This window comes from Myxacorys chilensis (genome assembly GCF_059505265.1).
Window position 1 is genome coordinate 1 of sequence record NZ_JCACKG010000268.1, and the last position, 17,507, is coordinate 17,507.

The window sequence follows — 17,507 nt, forward strand, 5'->3', positions numbered from 1 at the left end:
GCTGTTGGTTAGAGGCACTTTGCTATGCTGCCTAATGGATAAAGTCGAGCTTAGAGGCTGTTTGAAAAGATAGAAGAAGTAGCAAATTAAGCCAAGCGCCTAACCATGAGGCGAATCATGGCAATGTAGAGCATGACCTCGGAACTTGCTGGGAGATATTCATAATCTTTGCTCAACCTGCGATACCAGTTGAGCCAGCCAAACGTGCGTTCCACCACCCACCGCTTGTTGAGCAACACGAAGCCTTGAGTCTGCTCTGGTCGCAACACGACTTGCACAACCCAACGAAAGGCATCCATCACCGAGACCAAAAAGGGACGGCCACTATATCCACCATCGACCCAAATCAAGTAGAGGCGAGACACCGCTTCTCCCATCTGATGCACCGTTTGCAACACTCGTTTCCCGCCTTCTCGTTCGGGTGTACTGGCGGCAGTGACGACCACTCGCAAAACTAGTCCCAAGGGATCAACGGCAGTATGGCGTTTGCGACCCTTGATGTGTTTTGCTTTGTCAAACCCAACGCACTCATGCACCATCGTTGCCGTTGCCACACTTTGACTATCGACAATCGCTTCAGACGGGCTGCTAGGCCGACCCTGGTCAGTTCTTACCCAATCTCGTAACCGGTCGTGAATCGCCACCCATGTGCCGTCTCTACGCCAGTTGCGAAAATAGGTGTACACCGTTTGCCAGGCTGGAAAATCCCCGGGCAAGTCGCGCCACTTGCAGCCTTGAACCACAACGTAAAAGATGGCGTTGAGCACGGCCCACATCTGGACCGCTCGCGGACGACCGCCTGGTTTGGCTGCTGGAATCAGAGTCTCAATCAACTCAAACTGGGAGAGGGTTAGGTTACTGGAGTATGCTTTACTCATGGCTCTCCAGGTGCTGTATCTACAGTATTTACAGCGTATACCTCGAGAGCTTTTTTACCGACTATCTGACTTCTCAAACAGCCTCTAAGATTAATAAGGTTTATGAGATTTTTCGATTTAGTATCAAAACTTTAAAAATGGTTAATTCATTATCGGCAGAGTTTAGCTTAATTTTGTGCTGCTACGTCAATACAAGTCCGCAAGTGCAAATCATTCGGATTGCAGATGTTTCAGATTTTTATTTAGAACGAGTCATTTTTCCGGGTCAGCGTCTTCTGTTTGAAGTGCCTTTTAACGCTTCTTTAGAGGTGCATACGGGACGGTTTATCGGTGCGATCGCAGCAGATACGATCGCATGTGAAACTTTAAAGGTGAAGCAATCTGAGCCTTCTGAATGAGCTTTCTGAAGTGGTTCCTCCAGAGTTGCGCTCTGTGTAATCACTTATCTGTAAAATCACTTAGGCGCGTTAGGCGTATCAAATTTATCACGATGCAGGTAACAGCATTCTAGAGTTTCTAGAAACAAAGAAAAGACAGAATCACACACTGTTAGAATAATTCAGGCAGGTTCATCCTCCGCTCGGCTTGCGTGAGCGACTTCTGTATTGAGTAATTCTACCCATGCGTAAAACGTCCGACCTACATGTTGTGGAAACCAAGCGGCTGATGGCTCCCACAGCATTAAAAGCAGAAATTCCAATGACAGAGACTGCCGCTTCACTGGTGGCTCAGACGCGCGATCGCATTCGTCGCATTCTCCGACAAGAGGACGATCGCTTACTCGTTGTGGTTGGACCTTGCTCAATTCACGATGTTAAAGCGGCTTACGAATACGCTGAAAAATTAGCACCCGTTCGTCAGGCACTTTCTGACAAATTAGAAATCGTGATGCGCGTGTATTTTGAGAAGCCGCGCACAACTATGGGTTGGAAAGGGCTAATTAACGATCCCCATTTAGATGAAAGCTACGACATCAACACAGGGCTGCGTTTAGCTCGTAGATTACTGCTTGACTTAGCGCAATTAGGGATTCCGAGCGCCACCGAGCTACTTGATCCAATTATTCCTCAATATCTAGCAGATTTGATTTCATGGAGTGCGATCGGCGCTCGAACAACTGAGAGTCAGACTCATCGCGAAATGGCCTCCGGTCTTTCAATGCCAGTGGGCTTCAAAAACAGCACTGACGGCAATCTTCTGACTGCTGTTCACGCAGTTATGGCAGCCAGTTGTCCTCACCGTTTTCTGGGCATTAATACAGAAGGAATGGCGAGTATTGTCGCCACGACGGGCAATCCTGACTGCCATGTTATTCTACGCGGTGGCAAGAATGGGCCTAATTACAATGCCGCTGCGCTTGAGAAGGCCGTCGCTGAGTTAGTTCAGCAAAATGTTGTGTCGCGGGTGATGGTTGATTGTAGTCACGGCAACAGCAGCAAGGACTATCGGCGTCAGTCCACTGTGCTGAAGGATTTAGTAGAACAGCTAAAAGCCGGGTCGCGGCACTGCATGGGAGTCATGATCGAAAGTCATCTCGTCGCCGGTAGCCAAGCTGTCCCCGATGATTTGGATCAATTGACCTATGGACAAAGCATCACCGATGCGTGTGTTGATTTCTCGACAACGCTTGACATGCTCCATATGCTTGCTGATGCGGTTGAGTGTAGAGGGGCAGAAGTCTTGTGCTAATCGGGCTTGTATTAGCTAGTTTGAAATGATCCGCTCAGTCCTAATCTTCTTTGTAGTTTACTGAGAATGGTCCAAAGGGCGGATCATTTGGGGTACAGCTTGTGAAGCTGTTAGTTTGACTTGTGACGCTATTCTCAAAAGCAACCGCTCTGAAAGAGGATAGTCTCTGGGAATGCAGCCTCACTTGAAAAACAACGCTATGCTACTAGCAACAGTGGATTCAAGAGGGAATGCATGATTGATCTCTATACTTTCACTACTCCAAATGGTCGTAAAGCATCGATCATGCTGGAAGAAGTTGGTGTTCCTTACCAAGTCCATGTAATTGATATTACTAAAGGCGATCAGCTTAGCGCAGAGTTTGTTGCAATTAATCCTAATAGTAAGATTCCAGCGATCGTCGATCACGATACCAACATCACCGTGTTTGAATCTGGAGCAATCCTGCTGTACTTAGCAGAGAAAACCGGAGCGTTGATGCCGACCGATCAGGTAGGACGCTATCAGGTTCTGGAGTGGCTGATGCTTCAGATGGGAAGTGTAGGACCGATGTTTGGACAACTCAATCATTTCAAAAAATTTGCGCCAGAAAAGATCCCTTACGCCATCGAGCGTTACGAGAAAGAAACGCTAAGACTATATGGTGTCTTAGATGGACAACTAGCAAAGCATGAGTATCTTGCTGGAGAGTACACGATCGCAGACATCGCCACGTTTCCATGGGTTGCTACCTATGAGTTTCAAGGATTGACGCTGGACAATCATCCCAATCTGAAGCGCTGGTTTGAAGCGATTAATCAACGCCCTGCTGTCCAGAAAGGCATGAATGTTCCAGAACGAAAGTAGACCGCTAACCGACTACAACTGTAAGCTGTGCAAGGTATCCTGATTGATGAGCAATCATGCTCGATCACCTATCAGACCTTGGGATACCTCTGTGCTTGACCTGAAGCTAATTCGCGAAAATCCAGACCTTGTTCAAGAAAAGCTCAACCGTCGCGGTGGTGGCTATGACGTTAGCGCGATCGCAGCCCTTGACCAGCAACGGCGTGACTTAGAAGCCGCGCGATCGCGGCTGCAAGCTCGCAGTAACGAAATTGGAAAACTCGTTGGGCAGAAGATCAAAGCAGGATCTGATCCAAACGGCGAAGAGATTCAAGCCTTGCGCGACGAAGGAACGCAGATCAAAACAGAACTCGCTGACTTAGAGCCGACCGAAAAAGAGATCGATGCTCAAATCAAAGATTTAGTGTTGGCGCTGCCCAACCTGCCGAGTGACTCAACCCCAATCGGCAAAGATGAAACCGAGAATGTGGAAGTGCGGCGGTGGGGCGATGAACATAAGCCCACAATCAAGGTGTTACCTCACTACGAGATTGCTGAACAACTGGGAATTCTCAACAGCGAACGAGGTACAAAGGTTGCTCAGACTCGATTTGTCGTCTTGATGGGTGCAGGCGCTGCTTTAGAGCGGGCCTTGATTCAGTTCATGTTGGATCAGCAGATTGCGGCGGGGTATCTGGAAGTGTTGCCTCCTCTGTTAGTGAACTCGCGATCGCTGAGCGCAACGGGTCAACTCCCTAAATTTGCAGAGGAAAGTTTTAAGTGCGCGGATGACGATTTGTGGCTGATTCCGACTGCTGAAGTTCCAGTAACGAATCTGTATCGCGATGAAATTATTCCCGCCGATCAGTTACCTATTCATCATTGTGCTTACACGCCTTGTTTTCGACGGGAAGCGGGAAGCTACGGACGAGATACTCGCGGTTTGATTCGACTGCACCAATTTAACAAAGTGGAGTTGGTCAAACTGGTGGCCCCTGACACCTCTGAGCAGGAGCATGAAGCATTAGTTCAAAATGCGGAAGCTATTCTACAAGCTTTGAAACTTCCCTATCGCACAATTGAACTATGCACGGGAGATTTAGGGTTTGGAGCGGCGAAGTGCTATGACCTCGAAGTGTGGCTTCCGGCTTCTGAAGCCTATCGCGAGATTTCAAGCTGCTCGAACTTTATGGATTTTCAAGCGCGTCGCGGCAACATTCGGTTCAAAGAAGCTGGACAGAAAGGAACTCAGTTTGTCCACACCTTGAACGGATCGGGGTTAGCGATCGGCCGGACAATGGCGGCAGTATTGGAGAACTATCAGCAAGCAGATGGCACAGTCCGGGTTCCAGAAGTGCTGCGATCGTACTTGGGTCGCGACCTTCTGTAACCGAACTCTGTCTAGGTGAAGTTTCTTAACACTCCTGCTCACGCTCTAGAATAGAAGCATGTTGTCAATACGGCGTTCAGGTCTTTGCCTATGTCAGTTCTGGCGGTTATTCTTCTTCTAGCGGTTCTCATCTTTGTTCATGAGTTGGGCCACTTTCTGGCAGCTCGGCTTCAAGGTATCTATGCGAATCGGTTCTCCCTTGGCTTTGGCCCCGCTGTTTGGAAATACCAAGGGTCGCAAACTGAATACGCGCTTCGGGCTTTGCCGCTCGGAGGGTTTGTCGGATTTCCTGATGACGATCCAGACAGCGAAATTCCGCCGAACGATCCAAATTTATTAAAAAATCGTCCGGTATTAGATCGGGCGATCGTCATCAGCGCAGGCGTGATTGCCAATCTTCTGTTCGCCTACCTCGTCTTGGTTGCCCAAATGGGATTTGTTGGATTACCCAGCATTCAATACAATCCTGGTGCACTCATTCCGAAGGTGGTTCCTCAAGAAACGGCTGCACAAGCAGGCATTCGAGATGGCGACGTGATAGTTGCCATCAACGGACAGCCGATCCCATTCACGAAGCCCGAAACTTCAACCTTAGAAATCTCAACTGAGGCCACCTCAGCCCTGAGAGAAGCGATCGAGTCTCGTCCGGGTCAACCTCTGGATTTGACGATTCAGCGCAAGAGCGAACGGGTCAACGTCACGGTGACGCCTAAAGACGATGCGGGCAAAGGCAGAATTGGAATTCAGCTTCAGCCTAACATCAAGCCTCAACCGGACGGAAAACTCGCCTACTACAAGCGCTCTACGAATGTCCTGCAAATTTTTAGCTGGGCAGGCGAAGAATTTCAGCAAAATGTGGTGCGGACGGTACAAGGGTTCGGTCAACTGATTAGTAATTTCAGTAAAACCGCCGACCAAGTTGCAGGCCCCGTTGCGATCGTTGCGACTGGAGCCAAAATTGCCGAATCGGATGCCGCAAGTTTATTTAACTTTGCGTCGTTGATCAGCGTCAACCTGGCTATCATCAACATCCTTCCTTTGCCCGCGCTTGATGGCGGACAGCTTGCCTTCTTACTGGTAGAAGGAGTGCGCGGCAAGCCATTGCCCAACCGCATTCAGGAAAGCGTAATGCAAACGGGCTTAGTGCTCATACTGGGATTAGGTGTTTTTCTGATCATCCGAGATACTGTCAATTTAATTCCGCAGTGAGCATTACTCGAAACGTCTCTGCTAAAAAACAGCGTGCATTAGAGGTTCTGATTCGTCTGAAACGGCTCTATCCAGAGGCTCCTTGTACGCTTGACTACGAAACGCCGGTGCAGTTGATGGTTGCAACGATTCTGTCGGCTCAATGCACCGATGCACGAGTTAATATGGTCACTCCTGCCTTGTTTCGTCGATTTCCAGACGCGGCGGCCTTTGCAGGAGCCGACCTTTCCGAGTTAGAAGAATTGGTGCGATCGACAGGGTTTTACCGCAACAAGGCAAAAAATATTCAAGCGGCTTGCCGCCTGATCGTAGAACGATTTGGGGGTGAAGTGCCTCGGACGATGGACGAGTTACTTCAGCTTCCCGGCGTGGCCCGCAAAACGGCAAATGTCGTTTCGGCGCATGCGTTTGGCGTCAATCTGGGAGTCACCGTTGATACTCACGTCAAGCGTCTCGCCTATCGATTGGGCTTCACTAAAAACACCGAACCAGTGAAGATCGAGCGAGATTTGATGAAACTGATTCCGCAGCCTGACTGGGAGAATTGGTCAATTCGGCTGATTTATCATGGTCGCGCTGTGTGCGATGCGCGGAAGCCAGAGTGCGATCGCTGCGAGCTTGCCGATCTCTGTCCCTCCGCCTTCTTAGCCGCCAATTCTGCAAAAAAGGCGGCTGCCAAGTCGTAATTCCAGCGGATATTGAGTACAATCAGAAACAGTGTCTTTAGAAGAAGGTTCAAGATTGAGTCATGGCTAAGAAAAGCATGATTGAGCGCGAGAAAAAGCGCAAAAAAACTGTCGAAAAGTATGCTGAGAAGCGCAGCGAACTGAAAAGTCAGTTTGAAGCGGCAACGTCTCAGTCTGAGAAGCTAGAAATTCACCGCCAAATTCAGCAGCTTCCCCGCAACAGCGCCAGAGTGCGTGTGCGGAATCGCTGTTGGATCACGGGTCGTCCGAGAGGCGTATATCGCGATTTTGGGCTGTCGCGCCACTGCATTCGTGAAATGGCGCACCAAGGACTGCTTCCTGGCGTAGTTAAGTCGAGCTGGTAATGGGCGTTGAGGTTTAAGGAGCAATCACAAAATGCCTTAGACCTTACGCTTTCTAAATATAAAAATTATTGTCCGCAGCATCGGTCAATCCCTAAACTGTCAAGCAAGAGATCGCTCACAGCATTTGCAACTGCAAATTCGCTGTAAAAGCTTTGAGAGAAATCAAAGGCCTGCATCTCGGCGATGATCGCCATGACCAAGGCTCCCAAATCATTTTCTCCCTCCATTCTTTGTCTGACAAAGATTTGCGCGGCACGGTAGGCGATGACTTGATTAATAATTTCTGGTAAAAATTCTGTATCGAGCCACTGCTGGAGCTTTTGTTGTAGCCACTCCCCTTCACGCTTTGGGTGTTGGGCAGGCGGTAAGGTAATGGATGGAATGGGTTCAACCATACGAGGCTCCCGTTTTTGAACACGGCTATCTAGACTATAACGCTCCCCCTCTGCTCCGTTCATTAAAAATCATCTCGGTTCCGCCCATGCGAATTGATGTGCCATCCATTATTGAAGGGTATGCGCAAGGGTATTTCCTGATGGCAGATGAATCAGGAGATGATTTGGCGTGGTATACCAGTCGCGATCGCACGCTGATTCCGCTTGATGATCGGTTTCGCTACCCGCGATCGCTGCAACGCATTCTCAATCAAGATCGATTTTCGGTCGCGATCAATCGAGACTTTGAAGCCGTAGTAGAAGGATGCGCCGATCGCGAGACAACCTGGATTTCATCTGAATTAAAGAGCATTTACTGGATGCTGTACGAGGAAGGCTGGGCGTACAGTTTTGAGACTTGGCAAGGCGATGAACTAGCGGGGGGGATTTTGGGTCTTGCGATTCGAGGCGCATTCATTGGCGAGTCGATGTTTTACCGAATTCCAGATGGCTCTAAGGTGGCAATGGTAAAACTGGTGGAGCATTTGAGGGCGAGGCAGTTTGTCCTGTTTGATGCTCAGATGATGAACCCACACTTAGAGCGATTTGGAGCGTTTCCAATCGGGGGACGGGGATACAGGGATTTGTTGCGGCAGGCACTAGAGCGAGACTGCGCGATCACGTAGAGCCTTGCCCTTTCTACTGGTTCTGTTCTGTCACCTTGTGTTCTGTCACCAACGTTAAACTCGTCCATTCCCCTTTGTTGTCGTAACTGCGAACAATCCGTTGGCGCAGGTTCGATCGAAGCAACCAGCCTAGTTCTAAAACAAACGGCTGGCAAGGTTTGATTTGCAACGGACAGTTACACGACGCACCATCCGGCAAAAGCAGAATTTGAATTGGTGTTGCGCCTTGGTCGAATAACAGCGTTGAACCCTTGATGGCGGCAGTGGATGTGATTATATGCCCTGCGTCTCCCTCTCCAAACCGGAGTTCCTGCTTTAAGCGATCGCCCTCACGCTGAATGGTTAGCGCTGTTGAGTAGGAATCAGGCGATCTCCAGTCGGGATACAGTGTCACCGCTTCACCCCGCCACTCTCCAATCAAATCATCGACAGTTAGTGAAGGACGTTCAGGAGCATCAGTTCCAGCCCGTTGTTCGCGAATCAGGGTTAACGTGTGGAGGGCTTGATTCTCGAAAAGCTGAACAAATCTGAGGCGACGATTCGCTCCGCGCAGCTCCGAAGCGTCGATATCCATCAACCCAAATTCGCAACCAAATTTTCCAAATGGGCTAAGTTGCATTGACCCAAGCGAGAACGCTCCAGTCTCAAAAAACAGAGCATCGCGCCCGAACGAGCCGCGCAAGTCGAGTTCGATATCTTGATGGTTTGGCGAATCTCGGTGGAGGGTGAAGTGAACCTGTTGAGGTTGCGTTTGCTCAATGGTTACAACAGAAGGGATATCCTCTAATGCCTCACCTTGCCGTGAAAGGCTCGTGAATGAACCGTGCCATTCTCCAACATTTTGTAGAAAGCATTCCCACTGAGACTTCATAGGCAATTAGGTTTTTGCGAAACGGCGGACTGCAAACAAACTGCCCATTAATCCTACCGAAGCTCCGAAGCTCAACAAAATTATCGGAAGGAGGATTACCTCCATAGGTTTCAGTGGAGCGTTGTGTGTGAGAAATTGCAAAAAGTCGGCTTGCTCGGATAGAAAATGCGCGATCGCTCGTTGAACGCCATAGATTAGTCCCCCGGCGAGCGTGGCTCCTACAACGCCAAACGTAATGCCTTGAAGCACAAACGGTAGATAAATCCAGCCCCGCGTGGCTCCCACCAGTTGCATCACTTCAATTTCGCGACGACGGGCTAACACAATTAGTCGAATCGTCGTACTGATCACGGCGATCGCGGTTATGGTTAGCATCCCCGTGATGATCAAACTGACCGAGTTGAATCCTTGATTGAGTTGGGCAATTCGTTGTACCGCTTCATCCACATAGCGAACGTCTTCAACGCCTTGTAGCTGTTTGAGCGTTTGAGCGAGAGCCGGGACTTGCTCAGATGATTTTGCTTTGACTTTCAACTCGTCAACTAAAGGATTTCCCTCCAGTTGGTTGGTTGCATCTTTGAGGCTCGACAAACCCAGTTCTTTCACTAAATGGCTCCATGCTTCCTCTTTTGAGGTTCCTTCTACAGCCGCCACCGAAGGCAGCTTCTCGACGACTGGCTTGAGCATGTCTGTCGAAACGCCCGTTTCTAGATAAGCCGAAACTTCTAACTGGCTGCCAAACTGGTTCAGCAAGCCTTCTAGCTGCCACGATGCTTGCAAACTCACGCCAAACAGAAACAGCAGAACTGTTACCGTACTGATGGCTGCCCAATTCATCCAGCCGCCCCGCTTTAAGCCGAGCATCGTTTCCCGCAGCAAATAATCAAGCTTTGTAAAAAATCGCAGCATTAAAATTTCCTCCCCCGTTGCGCTCTCCCTTTTAACACACATTTTTCTGAACCAAACCCCAGATTTCCAACCCGAAAACTGCACTCCGACCTGTCCTAAATTGGATAAGATAGAACCAAGACGGAATCGATCCGGCCTTTGGCATTCAATGCGGGTGAACTGTCCATGCCTTCAGAAGTTTTAGTTGAGAAAAAAAAGTTAGCAAAGCCACCTCTAGAGGTGCATCATCTCGGCGATCGCGTCTTGCGTCAGCCTGCCAAGCGAGTCGCAAAGGTGGATGACGAAATTCGGCAGATTGTCCGCCAAATGCTGCAAACCATGTATTCCGAGGATGGGATCGGGTTAGCTGCACCGCAAGTGGCAATCAATAAGCAAATTGTGGTGATTGATATTGATCCTGAGAATCCTGAGCATCAGCCGCTGGTGTTGATCAATCCAACCGTTAAGTCGTTTGGTCGTGAGCTTGTTGCGACTCAGGAAGGCTGTCTCAGTATTCCGGGCGTCTATTTAGATGTGCAGCGTCCTGAAGCGATTGAAGTGTCGTTTAAAGATGAGCAGGGACGCCCCCGAACTATTAAGGCGACGGGCTTATTGTCCCGTGCGATTCAGCATGAGATCGATCACCTCAACGGGGTGCTGTTTGTCGATCGCGTGAATAATCAATTGGCGCTGACGCAAGAACTGAAGAAGCGCGGATTTTCAACTCAAGCTGTGAAGCCGGTGGCGTAACTATGATCATGACTCCCAAAAGCGGCATTTTTCTTGCCGGGTCTTGTGTCGCTGCGATCGCGGCAGTTGGCAGCATTTTTGAGCTTTCCTCTGGCACTCCAGATTTGGGTGTTCTGAATACCGGAATTATCTTGGGGCTTAGCGCTCCAGCTTGTGTGGTTTGTTTTCTCTCGGCTGTGTCGGACGCGAGAAAACATAATTCGTAATTTAGCCTGAACGCTAAAAGGTAATTAGAAGCCGGATGAGTCATCTGGCTTTTATTTTTAGCAGTTGCGGATGCTGTCGCTGCTGCGCTCCTTTGGAAAATTGTGGCTCACAAACATTAGGGATTTCGGTGGAAACAGGATCTGTCACCAAAAAAAATGCGATACAACCGCTTAAGCAGAGGAGCGCTCTTGGTGAACCGGAATTTCAATCCAAAACTCCGTCCCGTGTTGAGAGGTGCATTTGAACACCCCTCTATGTTTTTCAACCACCACTTGATAACTGATCGATAATCCTAAGCCTGTTCCTTGTCCCACTGGCTTCGTGGTGAAAAACGGGTCAAAAATGCGCGATCGTACTGCCTCCGGTATCCCCATCCCGTTATCTGCAATGCGAACCACAACCCGATTTGGCGTCATAAGCTCCGTCCGAATCCGAATGGTCGGCGTCGGGTCTTGACACCCCGCTTCCAAAGCATCGATCGCGTTCCCCAATACGTTCATGAACACTTGGTTCAGTTGTCCTGCATAGCACTCGACTAAGGGCAACTCTCCATAGTCCTTGATCACCTGAATAGTCACGCCACCCGCCCTTGCTTTGAATCGATTTTGGAGAATCAGCAGCGTACTTTCAATTCCATCATGCAAATCAACCGCTTTCATTGCTGCTTCGTCCAGGCGCGAAAAGTTGCGTAGGGAGAGCACAATATCGCGAATGCGATCGGTTCCCACTTGCATGGAAGATAGCAATTTTAGTAAGTCTGACGTGACAAAGCCTAAATCCACCTGCTGGATCGCCAATTGCAATTGGGGGGCTGGATCAGGACAGTGCTGCTGATAGCAGTCCAGTACGTGTAGAAGGTCTTGAATGTAATCCGTCGCGTGCGACAGATTGCCGTGGATGAAATTGACAGGATTATTAATCTCGTGAGCGATTCCAGCTACCAGTTGTCCTAAACTCGACATCTTCTCGCTTTGAATCAGTTGGGTTTGCGTGTGTTGCAGGTCTTTGAGCGCGGCTTCTAGCTGCAATGCCTTCTGTTGTAAGGATGCTTGGGAAGCTTGCAGCGCTGCTTCAGCCGTCTTGTGATCGCTGATGTCGCGGAAGTACCAAACTCTCCCATAATAATCACCATCGGGAGTATGAACCCCTGTGGTATAGCGATCGAGCGTCCGTCCATCACGAAGCAAGATTTCATCACGGCTGGTTAGTTCTGGATGCTGATAGAGATGTTCAACTTGGGTAATAAATTCTTCTGGGTTTTGGGTTGTTGTCACCACCAATTCTAGAATTTTCCGATCGTCGCCTTTCTGTACTAAAGATTCTGGAATCTGCCAGATTTGGTAAAAGCGCTGATTGTAAAACATGACTTGGTTCTGCTCATCCACAACCAGAATGGCATCAATCGCCGATTCTTGTTGAGCTCTCAGGAAAGCATGACTGCGATAAAGCTCGGCTTCTGCTTGTCGGCGTTGTTCTTCCGCTTGCTTGCGATCGCTCATATCAATCAGCAACCCATCCCACAGAATGGCTCCATCGGGTTTTCGTTCAGGTCGAGACACGCCCTGAACCCACTTACTTTGCCCTGATGCGCTCATCATGTGTCCTTGCCATCGCCATGTTTCTAGCGTTTGAGCAGAATGAGTGACAGCGTTATTGAATCTATCTCGATCCTCTGGGTGAATCGCCTCAATGAGTAAATCAGCATTTTGCTGAACGGCTTCTGGTTCCAATTCATAAAGTTCTAGGCAACCCGACGAGATATAAGGAAACCAGGCTTTCCCATCTGGCTCTAAGCGGAATTGATAAATCATTCCTGGAACGTTTGCGGCTAACCGTTGAAACCGTGCTTCACTTGCCGAGACTTGTGCGTTTGCTGTAGCAAGTTCCACCGTGCGTTCCAAGACTTGAGCCTCTAACGTGGCATTGAGGCTAGCTAACTTATCATTGGCTTGTGCAAGCTGCGTTTGCGCTTGGCTCAGTAACACGGGGCCGTCAATCAGGAAGGAGTAATAGCGCCTCAGTGCAACATACGTTCCAGCGATCGTAGCGGTGAGCAGATCCACGCCCAACTGGAATTTTAGCAAGGCCGGAGACGAGTAGCGGACTCCGTCTGCCATCATTAGCACGTGTCCTCCATGACTCAATGCATAGCTAAAAAACACCAAAATTGTTGCCAGCACCAGCGGCGTTTTTTGCTGACCCTGAATAAACGGTAAGAAAATTAGAATCGCGATCGTCAAGTAGCAGAGTGCAATGAACCCGTTGGCAGCAATCAGTAATTCATTCATTTCAAACCTACTTTACGTCGCTGTTCACTTTTTCAGTTTTCCCCAAGCAGTCATTAAGTGATTCAGTCAACCAGGTAATTTTACTCAAGCTACAATTAGCTCGAGTAGTGCGAGATAGCTAAGTTACACTCCTATGACTGCCTTAACCCAACTACCATTTGACGCCAAAGAACAACGGGTAGTCTTGCCTAGCGTGACTTGGCAACAGTATGAGAGCCTCTTAGCAACGCTTGAAGACTACCCTGGACTACGGCTTATCTACCTAGAGGGAACTCTAGAAATCTTTATGCCCTCACCTGAACATGAAATGCTTAAAAAGGTGATTGCAAGACTTCTAGAACGATATGCGGAAGAGGTTGATATTCCCTTACATGGCTATGGCTCAACAACGTTTCGGCGTGAAGCTAAGGCGCGAGGACTCGAACCTGATGAGTGCTACTGTGTGGGTTCTCTCAAAGAACTACCTGATTTTGCCATTGAAGTTAATTTGACGAGTGGAGGAGTGGACAAGCTAGCCGTCTATCAGGGGCTTGGTATTCCAGAAGTTTTGATGTGGCAGAACAACAAATTGACACTTTATGACTTACGGGAAGGCCATTACCGGGAAACCAATTGCAGTTATTTCTTCCCAGCTTTAAGCTTGCAATTGTTGGCGCAATATGTTCAACCCGAAGCGCAACCTCAAGCTATCCAAGAATTTCTCCGTGCAGTTCGATCACAGAAGAGTTAAGACTTGCTTGATCTGACGACTCAATCTGACTACTCAATCGGTCTGATCAATCATTTCGCCACGAACAGCAGTGCCCTTCACTCACGTCAAACGATCTAGACTTCAAGAGGAATGACGTTGAACGATCGCACATGACACTGACACAGGTTTGGGGTTCTCTGCTAATTTTTCTGCTGTGCCCAATTTTGGGCGGATTGCCGCTGATCGAGTGGATTACGGTTGCGCTGACTCGAAAGCGGTTGAGCCGAATTGGGACGAAAAATGTCAGCGTTTCAGCCGCGTTTTATCATGGCGGCAAGGTGGCAGGCATTTTAGCGGTGTTGTCTGAGGCGCTGAAGGGCATTTTGGCGGTGCTGTTGGCGCGATCGTTCTTCCCAGATCATCCTGAATGGGAGTTAATTGCGCTGATCGCTCTCGTTTTTGGGCGCTACTGGATTGGTAAAGGTGCAGGCACAACGAATGTGACGTGGGGCTACATTGTGCACGATCCGATCACGTCTTTTCTGACATTTTTGATCGGTGGCATCGGATTTACTCTCCTACGAGAACGAAAGCTAGGGCGATTTGGAGTTTTAATTCTGTTTCCGTTGCTCACTGCCGCGCGGCATCCAGACGACTCCGCCCTGATTGGGGCGTCGATTTGCCTTGCAGGTCTGATGGGATGGATTTACACTCAAATTCCAGATGACTTGGAGTTGAAGCCAGATACGGCTCAGACGGATTCACAAACCATGTTTAAATTCTTTCGCGGCGATCGCGCTGTTCTTTCTCTAGATCAGCCTCTGCAAGCCAGTAAAGTTGGCGAAAAGGCGGCGACTCTGGCTCATCTAAAAGGATTGGGCTATCCAGTTCCGATGGGATGGGTACTGCTGCCGGGAGATGATCCACAACCGTTGATCGAACTGTTGCAGCCATCAGAGCGAACCCCGTTGGTCGTGCGATCGTCGGCGATTGGCGAAGATTCGGAACTCGCGTCAGCGGCGGGACAGTATGAGACGATTTTAGGGATCACACGGCAAAGCGATTTGTTGAGCGCGATCGCACAGTGTTTGGCGTCTTACGATCAGCCGTCTGCGGTCAGGTATCGGCGCGATCGCAATTTACCAGATACCTCAATGGTTGTGCTAATTCAGCAGCAGGTTCGCGGCGCGTTTTCTGGTGTGGCATTTAGCCGAGACCCGATCGCGCGGCAAGGCGATGCGGTCTTGGTTGAAGCGTTGCCCGGCAGTGCTGAACGGGTGGTGTCGGGGCAAGTGACGCCTGAAAGTTATCAAGTGCTGGTGTCAGAACTCGGCTCGAATTGGACGTTGCCCGATGAGATGACGCTGGAAGTGCAGGGAAGCGGGGAAGTGCCGCTTCGCTTGGTGCAGCAGGTGGCATATCTGGCTCGCCATCTAGAGGCGCACTATCACGGCATTCCCCAAGATATTGAGTGGAGCTATGACGGGCAGACGTTATGGCTCTTGCAATCTCGCCCGATTACCACCTTGATTCCGATCTGGACGCGCAAGATTGCTGCCGAAGTGATTCCGGGCGCGATTCGTCCGTTAACATGGTCGATTAATCGCCCGTTGACCTGTGGCGTTTGGGGAGAGTTGTTCTCGTTGGTACTAGGTCAGCAAGCTCAAGGATTAGATTTTAATGAAACGGCAACGTTGCACTATGCTCACGCTTACTTTAATGCGTCGCTATTAGGACAAACGTTTCGCCGCATGGGATTGCCGCCAGAGAGTCTAGAGTTTTTGACCAGAGGTGCAAAGTTTAGCAAGCCACCGATAAAGTCAACGCTGCAAAACGTCCCCGGATTGCTGAAGTTAGTCCGACGGGAACTACGGTTAGAGAAAGATTTTCAACGAGATGACCAACGCTATTTCTCACCTGCGTTAACCGAATTTGCAACGCATTCAGCAACACAGCTTTCGACAGTAGAGGTGTTAGATCGCATAGACAAAATTTTGGAATTGCTCAAACGAGCGACGTACTACAGCATCCTTGCTCCCCTCAGTGCAGCGTTGCGACGGTCAATCTTGAAAGTTTCAGAGGATGAGCTTGATAACAGCCGAACGCCCGAAGTTGCCGCTTTGCGATCGCTTCAAGCCATTGCTACTAGAGCAAAACAAACTGGCAATCTCTCTCATCAATTGTCGGCTGAGCAATTGTTTGAGCACCTGAGTGAGACGAAGCAAGGGCGGGATGTGTTAGCCGAGTTCGACAGGTTTCTAGAGCAATACGGCTATTTGAGCGAGGTCGGAACTGACATTGCTATACCCACGTGGAGAGAAGATCCAAAGCCGATTCGAGAGGTGTTTACTCAGTTTTACTTTCATCCGATTGAGCGAGAGGTAGTGCCAGGTCGATCGCGCGTTCAGCAACGAGTCGATCTCAAAGGCAAGGTGACGGAAGTGTATAGCCGACTGTTGGCACACTTGCGCTGGAGCTTTGTGGCGTTAGAAGAACAATGGTTAACTTTAGGTGTGTTAGAGCAGCCGGGAGACATCTTCTTTCTGAAGTATGACGAGATTCGGCACGTTGCTGCGACTTCAACCTTTTCTCGTCTCATTGAACAACGGCGATCGCAGTTTGAACAAGATCGCCAACTCGCCCAAGTGCCGCAGTTGGTGTACGGAGACGATCCACCCGAACCTAAGCTAGAAACCTGGCAAGCCTCTCAAACGCTGCAAGGCATTGGAGCAAGTTCTGGACAAAAAGAAGGACGCATCAAAATCATGAAGTCGCTCTCGACCGGGATTAGCCTCGATCGCGATACTATTTTGGTCGTGCCCTACACCGATTCGGGCTGGGCAGCAATTTTGGCACAGGTGGGCGGACTCATTTCTGAGGTGGGCGGCAAACTCTCTCACGGCGCGATCGTCGCGCGAGAATACCGAATTCCTGCCGTGATGGATATTCCGAATGCCACAACCCGCTTACACGATGGACAGCAGGTTCGGATCGATGGACAACGCGGCAGGATTGAAATTCTGTAGCGATATTTAAGCTGACGCGGATGTAACAGATAAGAGAGTTGCTTGAAAATAGTGTCCCCTTACTATAAGGAACGTTGTTTCGCTTCACCCAGTCGCTAATGCTTCTTTGAGAGGTCTTCCATCTGCTTCCGGAGTTCTCAGATTGTCTTCGGGAGTTGTCAAATTGTCTTCGGGAGTTCTCAGATTGTCTTCGGGAGTTGTCAAATTGTCTTCGGGAGTTCTCAGATTGTCTTCGGGAGTTCTCAGATTGTCTTCCGGAGTTCTCAAATTGCCTTCGGGAGTTGTCAGATTGTCTTCGGGAGTTGTCAGATTGTCTTCGGGAGTTCTCAGATTCTCCTCCGGAGTTGTCAGATTGTCTTCGGGAGTTGTCAAATTCTGAAGCGAAAGTCGCAATGGGCAGGCTACATTTGGAGCGCAATACCGAGATCCAAAGCGGGATACTATTTCTTAGCAAGTCCCTAAGGATCATGGATTAAATAAAACCGAATTTACCCTCACCCCAACCCTCTCCCGCAGGAGCTACCGTGTACACACAAGTCGAGCGATTAGTCATGGCCGAGATCCTTCGCCCCCTAAATCTCCCAAAATTGGGGGACTTTGAACCGTTACCATTCTTCGGACGCTAGAGATCTTTCTTTGTCAAAGTCTCCCAGCATGGGGGATTTAGGGGGCAGAAGGCGACCC

The 17,507-nt window shown here is 49.4% G+C and carries 18 protein-coding genes; 13 read left to right on the forward strand and 5 right to left on the reverse strand.

The window, feature by feature from the left end; genetic code table 11:
* Window positions 1-86 precede the first annotated feature (86 nt).
* Window positions 87-878 carry an IS5 family transposase gene (locus AC5JLB_RS27380; RefSeq protein WP_495876998.1) on the reverse strand — a complete coding sequence of 264 codons (792 nt, stop codon included), beginning with the start codon at window positions 876-878 and terminating at the stop codon, window positions 87-89.
* 137 nt (window positions 879-1,015) lie between these two features.
* Between AC5JLB_RS27380 and AC5JLB_RS27385 the strand changes: the two genes are divergently transcribed.
* The 7 genes from AC5JLB_RS27385 to rpsN all read left to right on the forward strand — a co-directional run bounded on the left by AC5JLB_RS27385 (window position 1,016) and on the right by rpsN (window position 7,042).
* Entirely contained in the window at window positions 1,016-1,276 is a 261-nt protein-coding gene (locus AC5JLB_RS27385; RefSeq protein WP_495876999.1) for a DUF1830 domain-containing protein, read from the forward strand.
* A 223-nt stretch (window positions 1,277-1,499) separates the two neighbouring features.
* Window positions 1,500-2,567 carry a 3-deoxy-7-phosphoheptulonate synthase gene (locus AC5JLB_RS27390; RefSeq protein ID WP_495877000.1) on the forward strand — a complete coding sequence of 356 codons (1,068 nt, stop codon included), beginning with the start codon at window positions 1,500-1,502 and terminating at the stop codon, window positions 2,565-2,567.
* 234 nt (window positions 2,568-2,801) lie between these two features.
* Window positions 2,802-3,413, forward strand: coding sequence for a glutathione binding-like protein (locus AC5JLB_RS27395; protein WP_495877001.1), 612 nt, complete (start codon window positions 2,802-2,804; stop codon window positions 3,411-3,413).
* Window positions 3,414-3,459: 46 nt separating this feature from the next.
* Window positions 3,460-4,782: a serine--tRNA ligase gene (gene serS / locus AC5JLB_RS27400; RefSeq protein WP_495877002.1), complete on the forward strand. Its 1,323-nt coding sequence runs from the start codon at window positions 3,460-3,462 to the stop codon at window positions 4,780-4,782.
* Window positions 4,783-4,872: 90 nt separating this feature from the next.
* On the forward strand, window positions 4,873-5,991 hold the full coding sequence (gene rseP, locus AC5JLB_RS27405; RefSeq protein WP_495877003.1) for an RIP metalloprotease RseP: 1,119 nt from the start codon (window positions 4,873-4,875) through the stop codon (window positions 5,989-5,991).
* Window positions 5,988-6,677: an endonuclease III gene (nth, locus tag AC5JLB_RS27410; RefSeq protein ID WP_495877004.1), complete on the forward strand. Its 690-nt coding sequence runs from the start codon at window positions 5,988-5,990 to the stop codon at window positions 6,675-6,677. Before rseP ends, nth begins: the two co-directional genes overlap by 4 nt.
* A 62-nt stretch (window positions 6,678-6,739) precedes the next feature.
* Entirely contained in the window at window positions 6,740-7,042 is a 303-nt protein-coding gene (gene rpsN / locus AC5JLB_RS27415) for a 30S ribosomal protein S14 (RefSeq protein WP_495877005.1), read from the forward strand.
* 65 nt (window positions 7,043-7,107) lie between these two features.
* Here the strand turns inward: rpsN and AC5JLB_RS27420 are convergent, their stop codons facing one another.
* Complete coding sequence (locus tag AC5JLB_RS27420) at window positions 7,108-7,437, reverse strand: DUF8822 family protein (RefSeq protein ID WP_495692430.1); 330 nt, start codon at window positions 7,435-7,437, stop codon at window positions 7,108-7,110.
* Here AC5JLB_RS27420 and aat point away from each other — a divergent pair.
* Entirely contained in the window at window positions 7,419-8,102 is a 684-nt protein-coding gene (gene aat, locus AC5JLB_RS27425; RefSeq protein ID WP_495877006.1) for a leucyl/phenylalanyl-tRNA--protein transferase, read from the forward strand. The genes AC5JLB_RS27420 and aat overlap by 19 nt on opposite strands.
* Window positions 8,103-8,115: 13 nt before the next feature.
* Here aat and AC5JLB_RS27430 read toward each other — a convergent pair whose 3' ends face one another.
* A complete protein-coding gene (locus tag AC5JLB_RS27430; RefSeq protein WP_495877007.1) occupies window positions 8,116-8,973 on the reverse strand; it encodes a DUF3598 family protein in 858 nt (285 codons plus the stop codon).
* Window positions 8,974-8,979: 6 nt separating this feature from the next.
* Window positions 8,980-9,882, reverse strand: a complete 903-nt coding sequence (locus AC5JLB_RS27435) for a cell division protein FtsX (RefSeq protein WP_495877008.1) — start codon at window positions 9,880-9,882, stop codon at window positions 8,980-8,982.
* Window positions 9,883-10,047: 165 nt separating this feature from the next.
* Here AC5JLB_RS27435 and def point away from each other — a divergent pair, with 165 nt between their 5' ends.
* Together def and AC5JLB_RS27445 are read left to right on the forward strand one after the other, a co-directional pair.
* Window positions 10,048-10,611, forward strand: a complete 564-nt coding sequence (gene def, locus AC5JLB_RS27440) for a peptide deformylase (protein WP_495877009.1) — start codon at window positions 10,048-10,050, stop codon at window positions 10,609-10,611.
* Window positions 10,612-10,613: 2 nt separating this feature from the next.
* Window positions 10,614-10,817, forward strand: a complete 204-nt coding sequence (locus AC5JLB_RS27445) for a hypothetical protein (RefSeq protein WP_495692435.1) — start codon at window positions 10,614-10,616, stop codon at window positions 10,815-10,817.
* A 171-nt stretch (window positions 10,818-10,988) separates the two neighbouring features.
* Here AC5JLB_RS27445 and AC5JLB_RS27450 read toward each other — a convergent pair whose 3' ends face one another.
* The gene (locus AC5JLB_RS27450) at window positions 10,989-13,106 is read right to left on the reverse strand and encodes a sensor histidine kinase (RefSeq protein WP_495877010.1); all 2,118 of its coding nucleotides are present in this window, start codon (window positions 13,104-13,106) and stop codon (window positions 10,989-10,991) included.
* 133 nt (window positions 13,107-13,239) lie between these two features.
* Here AC5JLB_RS27450 and AC5JLB_RS27455 point away from each other — a divergent pair, with 133 nt between their 5' ends.
* The 3 genes from AC5JLB_RS27455 to AC5JLB_RS27465 all read left to right on the forward strand — a co-directional run bounded on the left by AC5JLB_RS27455 (window position 13,240) and on the right by AC5JLB_RS27465 (window position 17,285).
* Complete coding sequence (locus AC5JLB_RS27455; protein ID WP_495877011.1) at window positions 13,240-13,836, forward strand: Uma2 family endonuclease; 597 nt, start codon at window positions 13,240-13,242, stop codon at window positions 13,834-13,836.
* Window positions 13,837-13,967: 131 nt separating this feature from the next.
* Window positions 13,968-16,823: a glycerol-3-phosphate acyltransferase gene (locus AC5JLB_RS27460; RefSeq protein WP_495877012.1), complete on the forward strand. Its 2,856-nt coding sequence runs from the start codon at window positions 13,968-13,970 to the stop codon at window positions 16,821-16,823.
* 183 nt (window positions 16,824-17,006) lie between these two features.
* Window positions 17,007-17,285 (forward strand): hypothetical protein, encoded by a 279-nt coding sequence (locus AC5JLB_RS27465; RefSeq protein WP_495877033.1) that lies wholly within the window; start codon window positions 17,007-17,009, stop codon window positions 17,283-17,285.
* Window positions 17,286-17,507 lie beyond the last annotated feature (222 nt).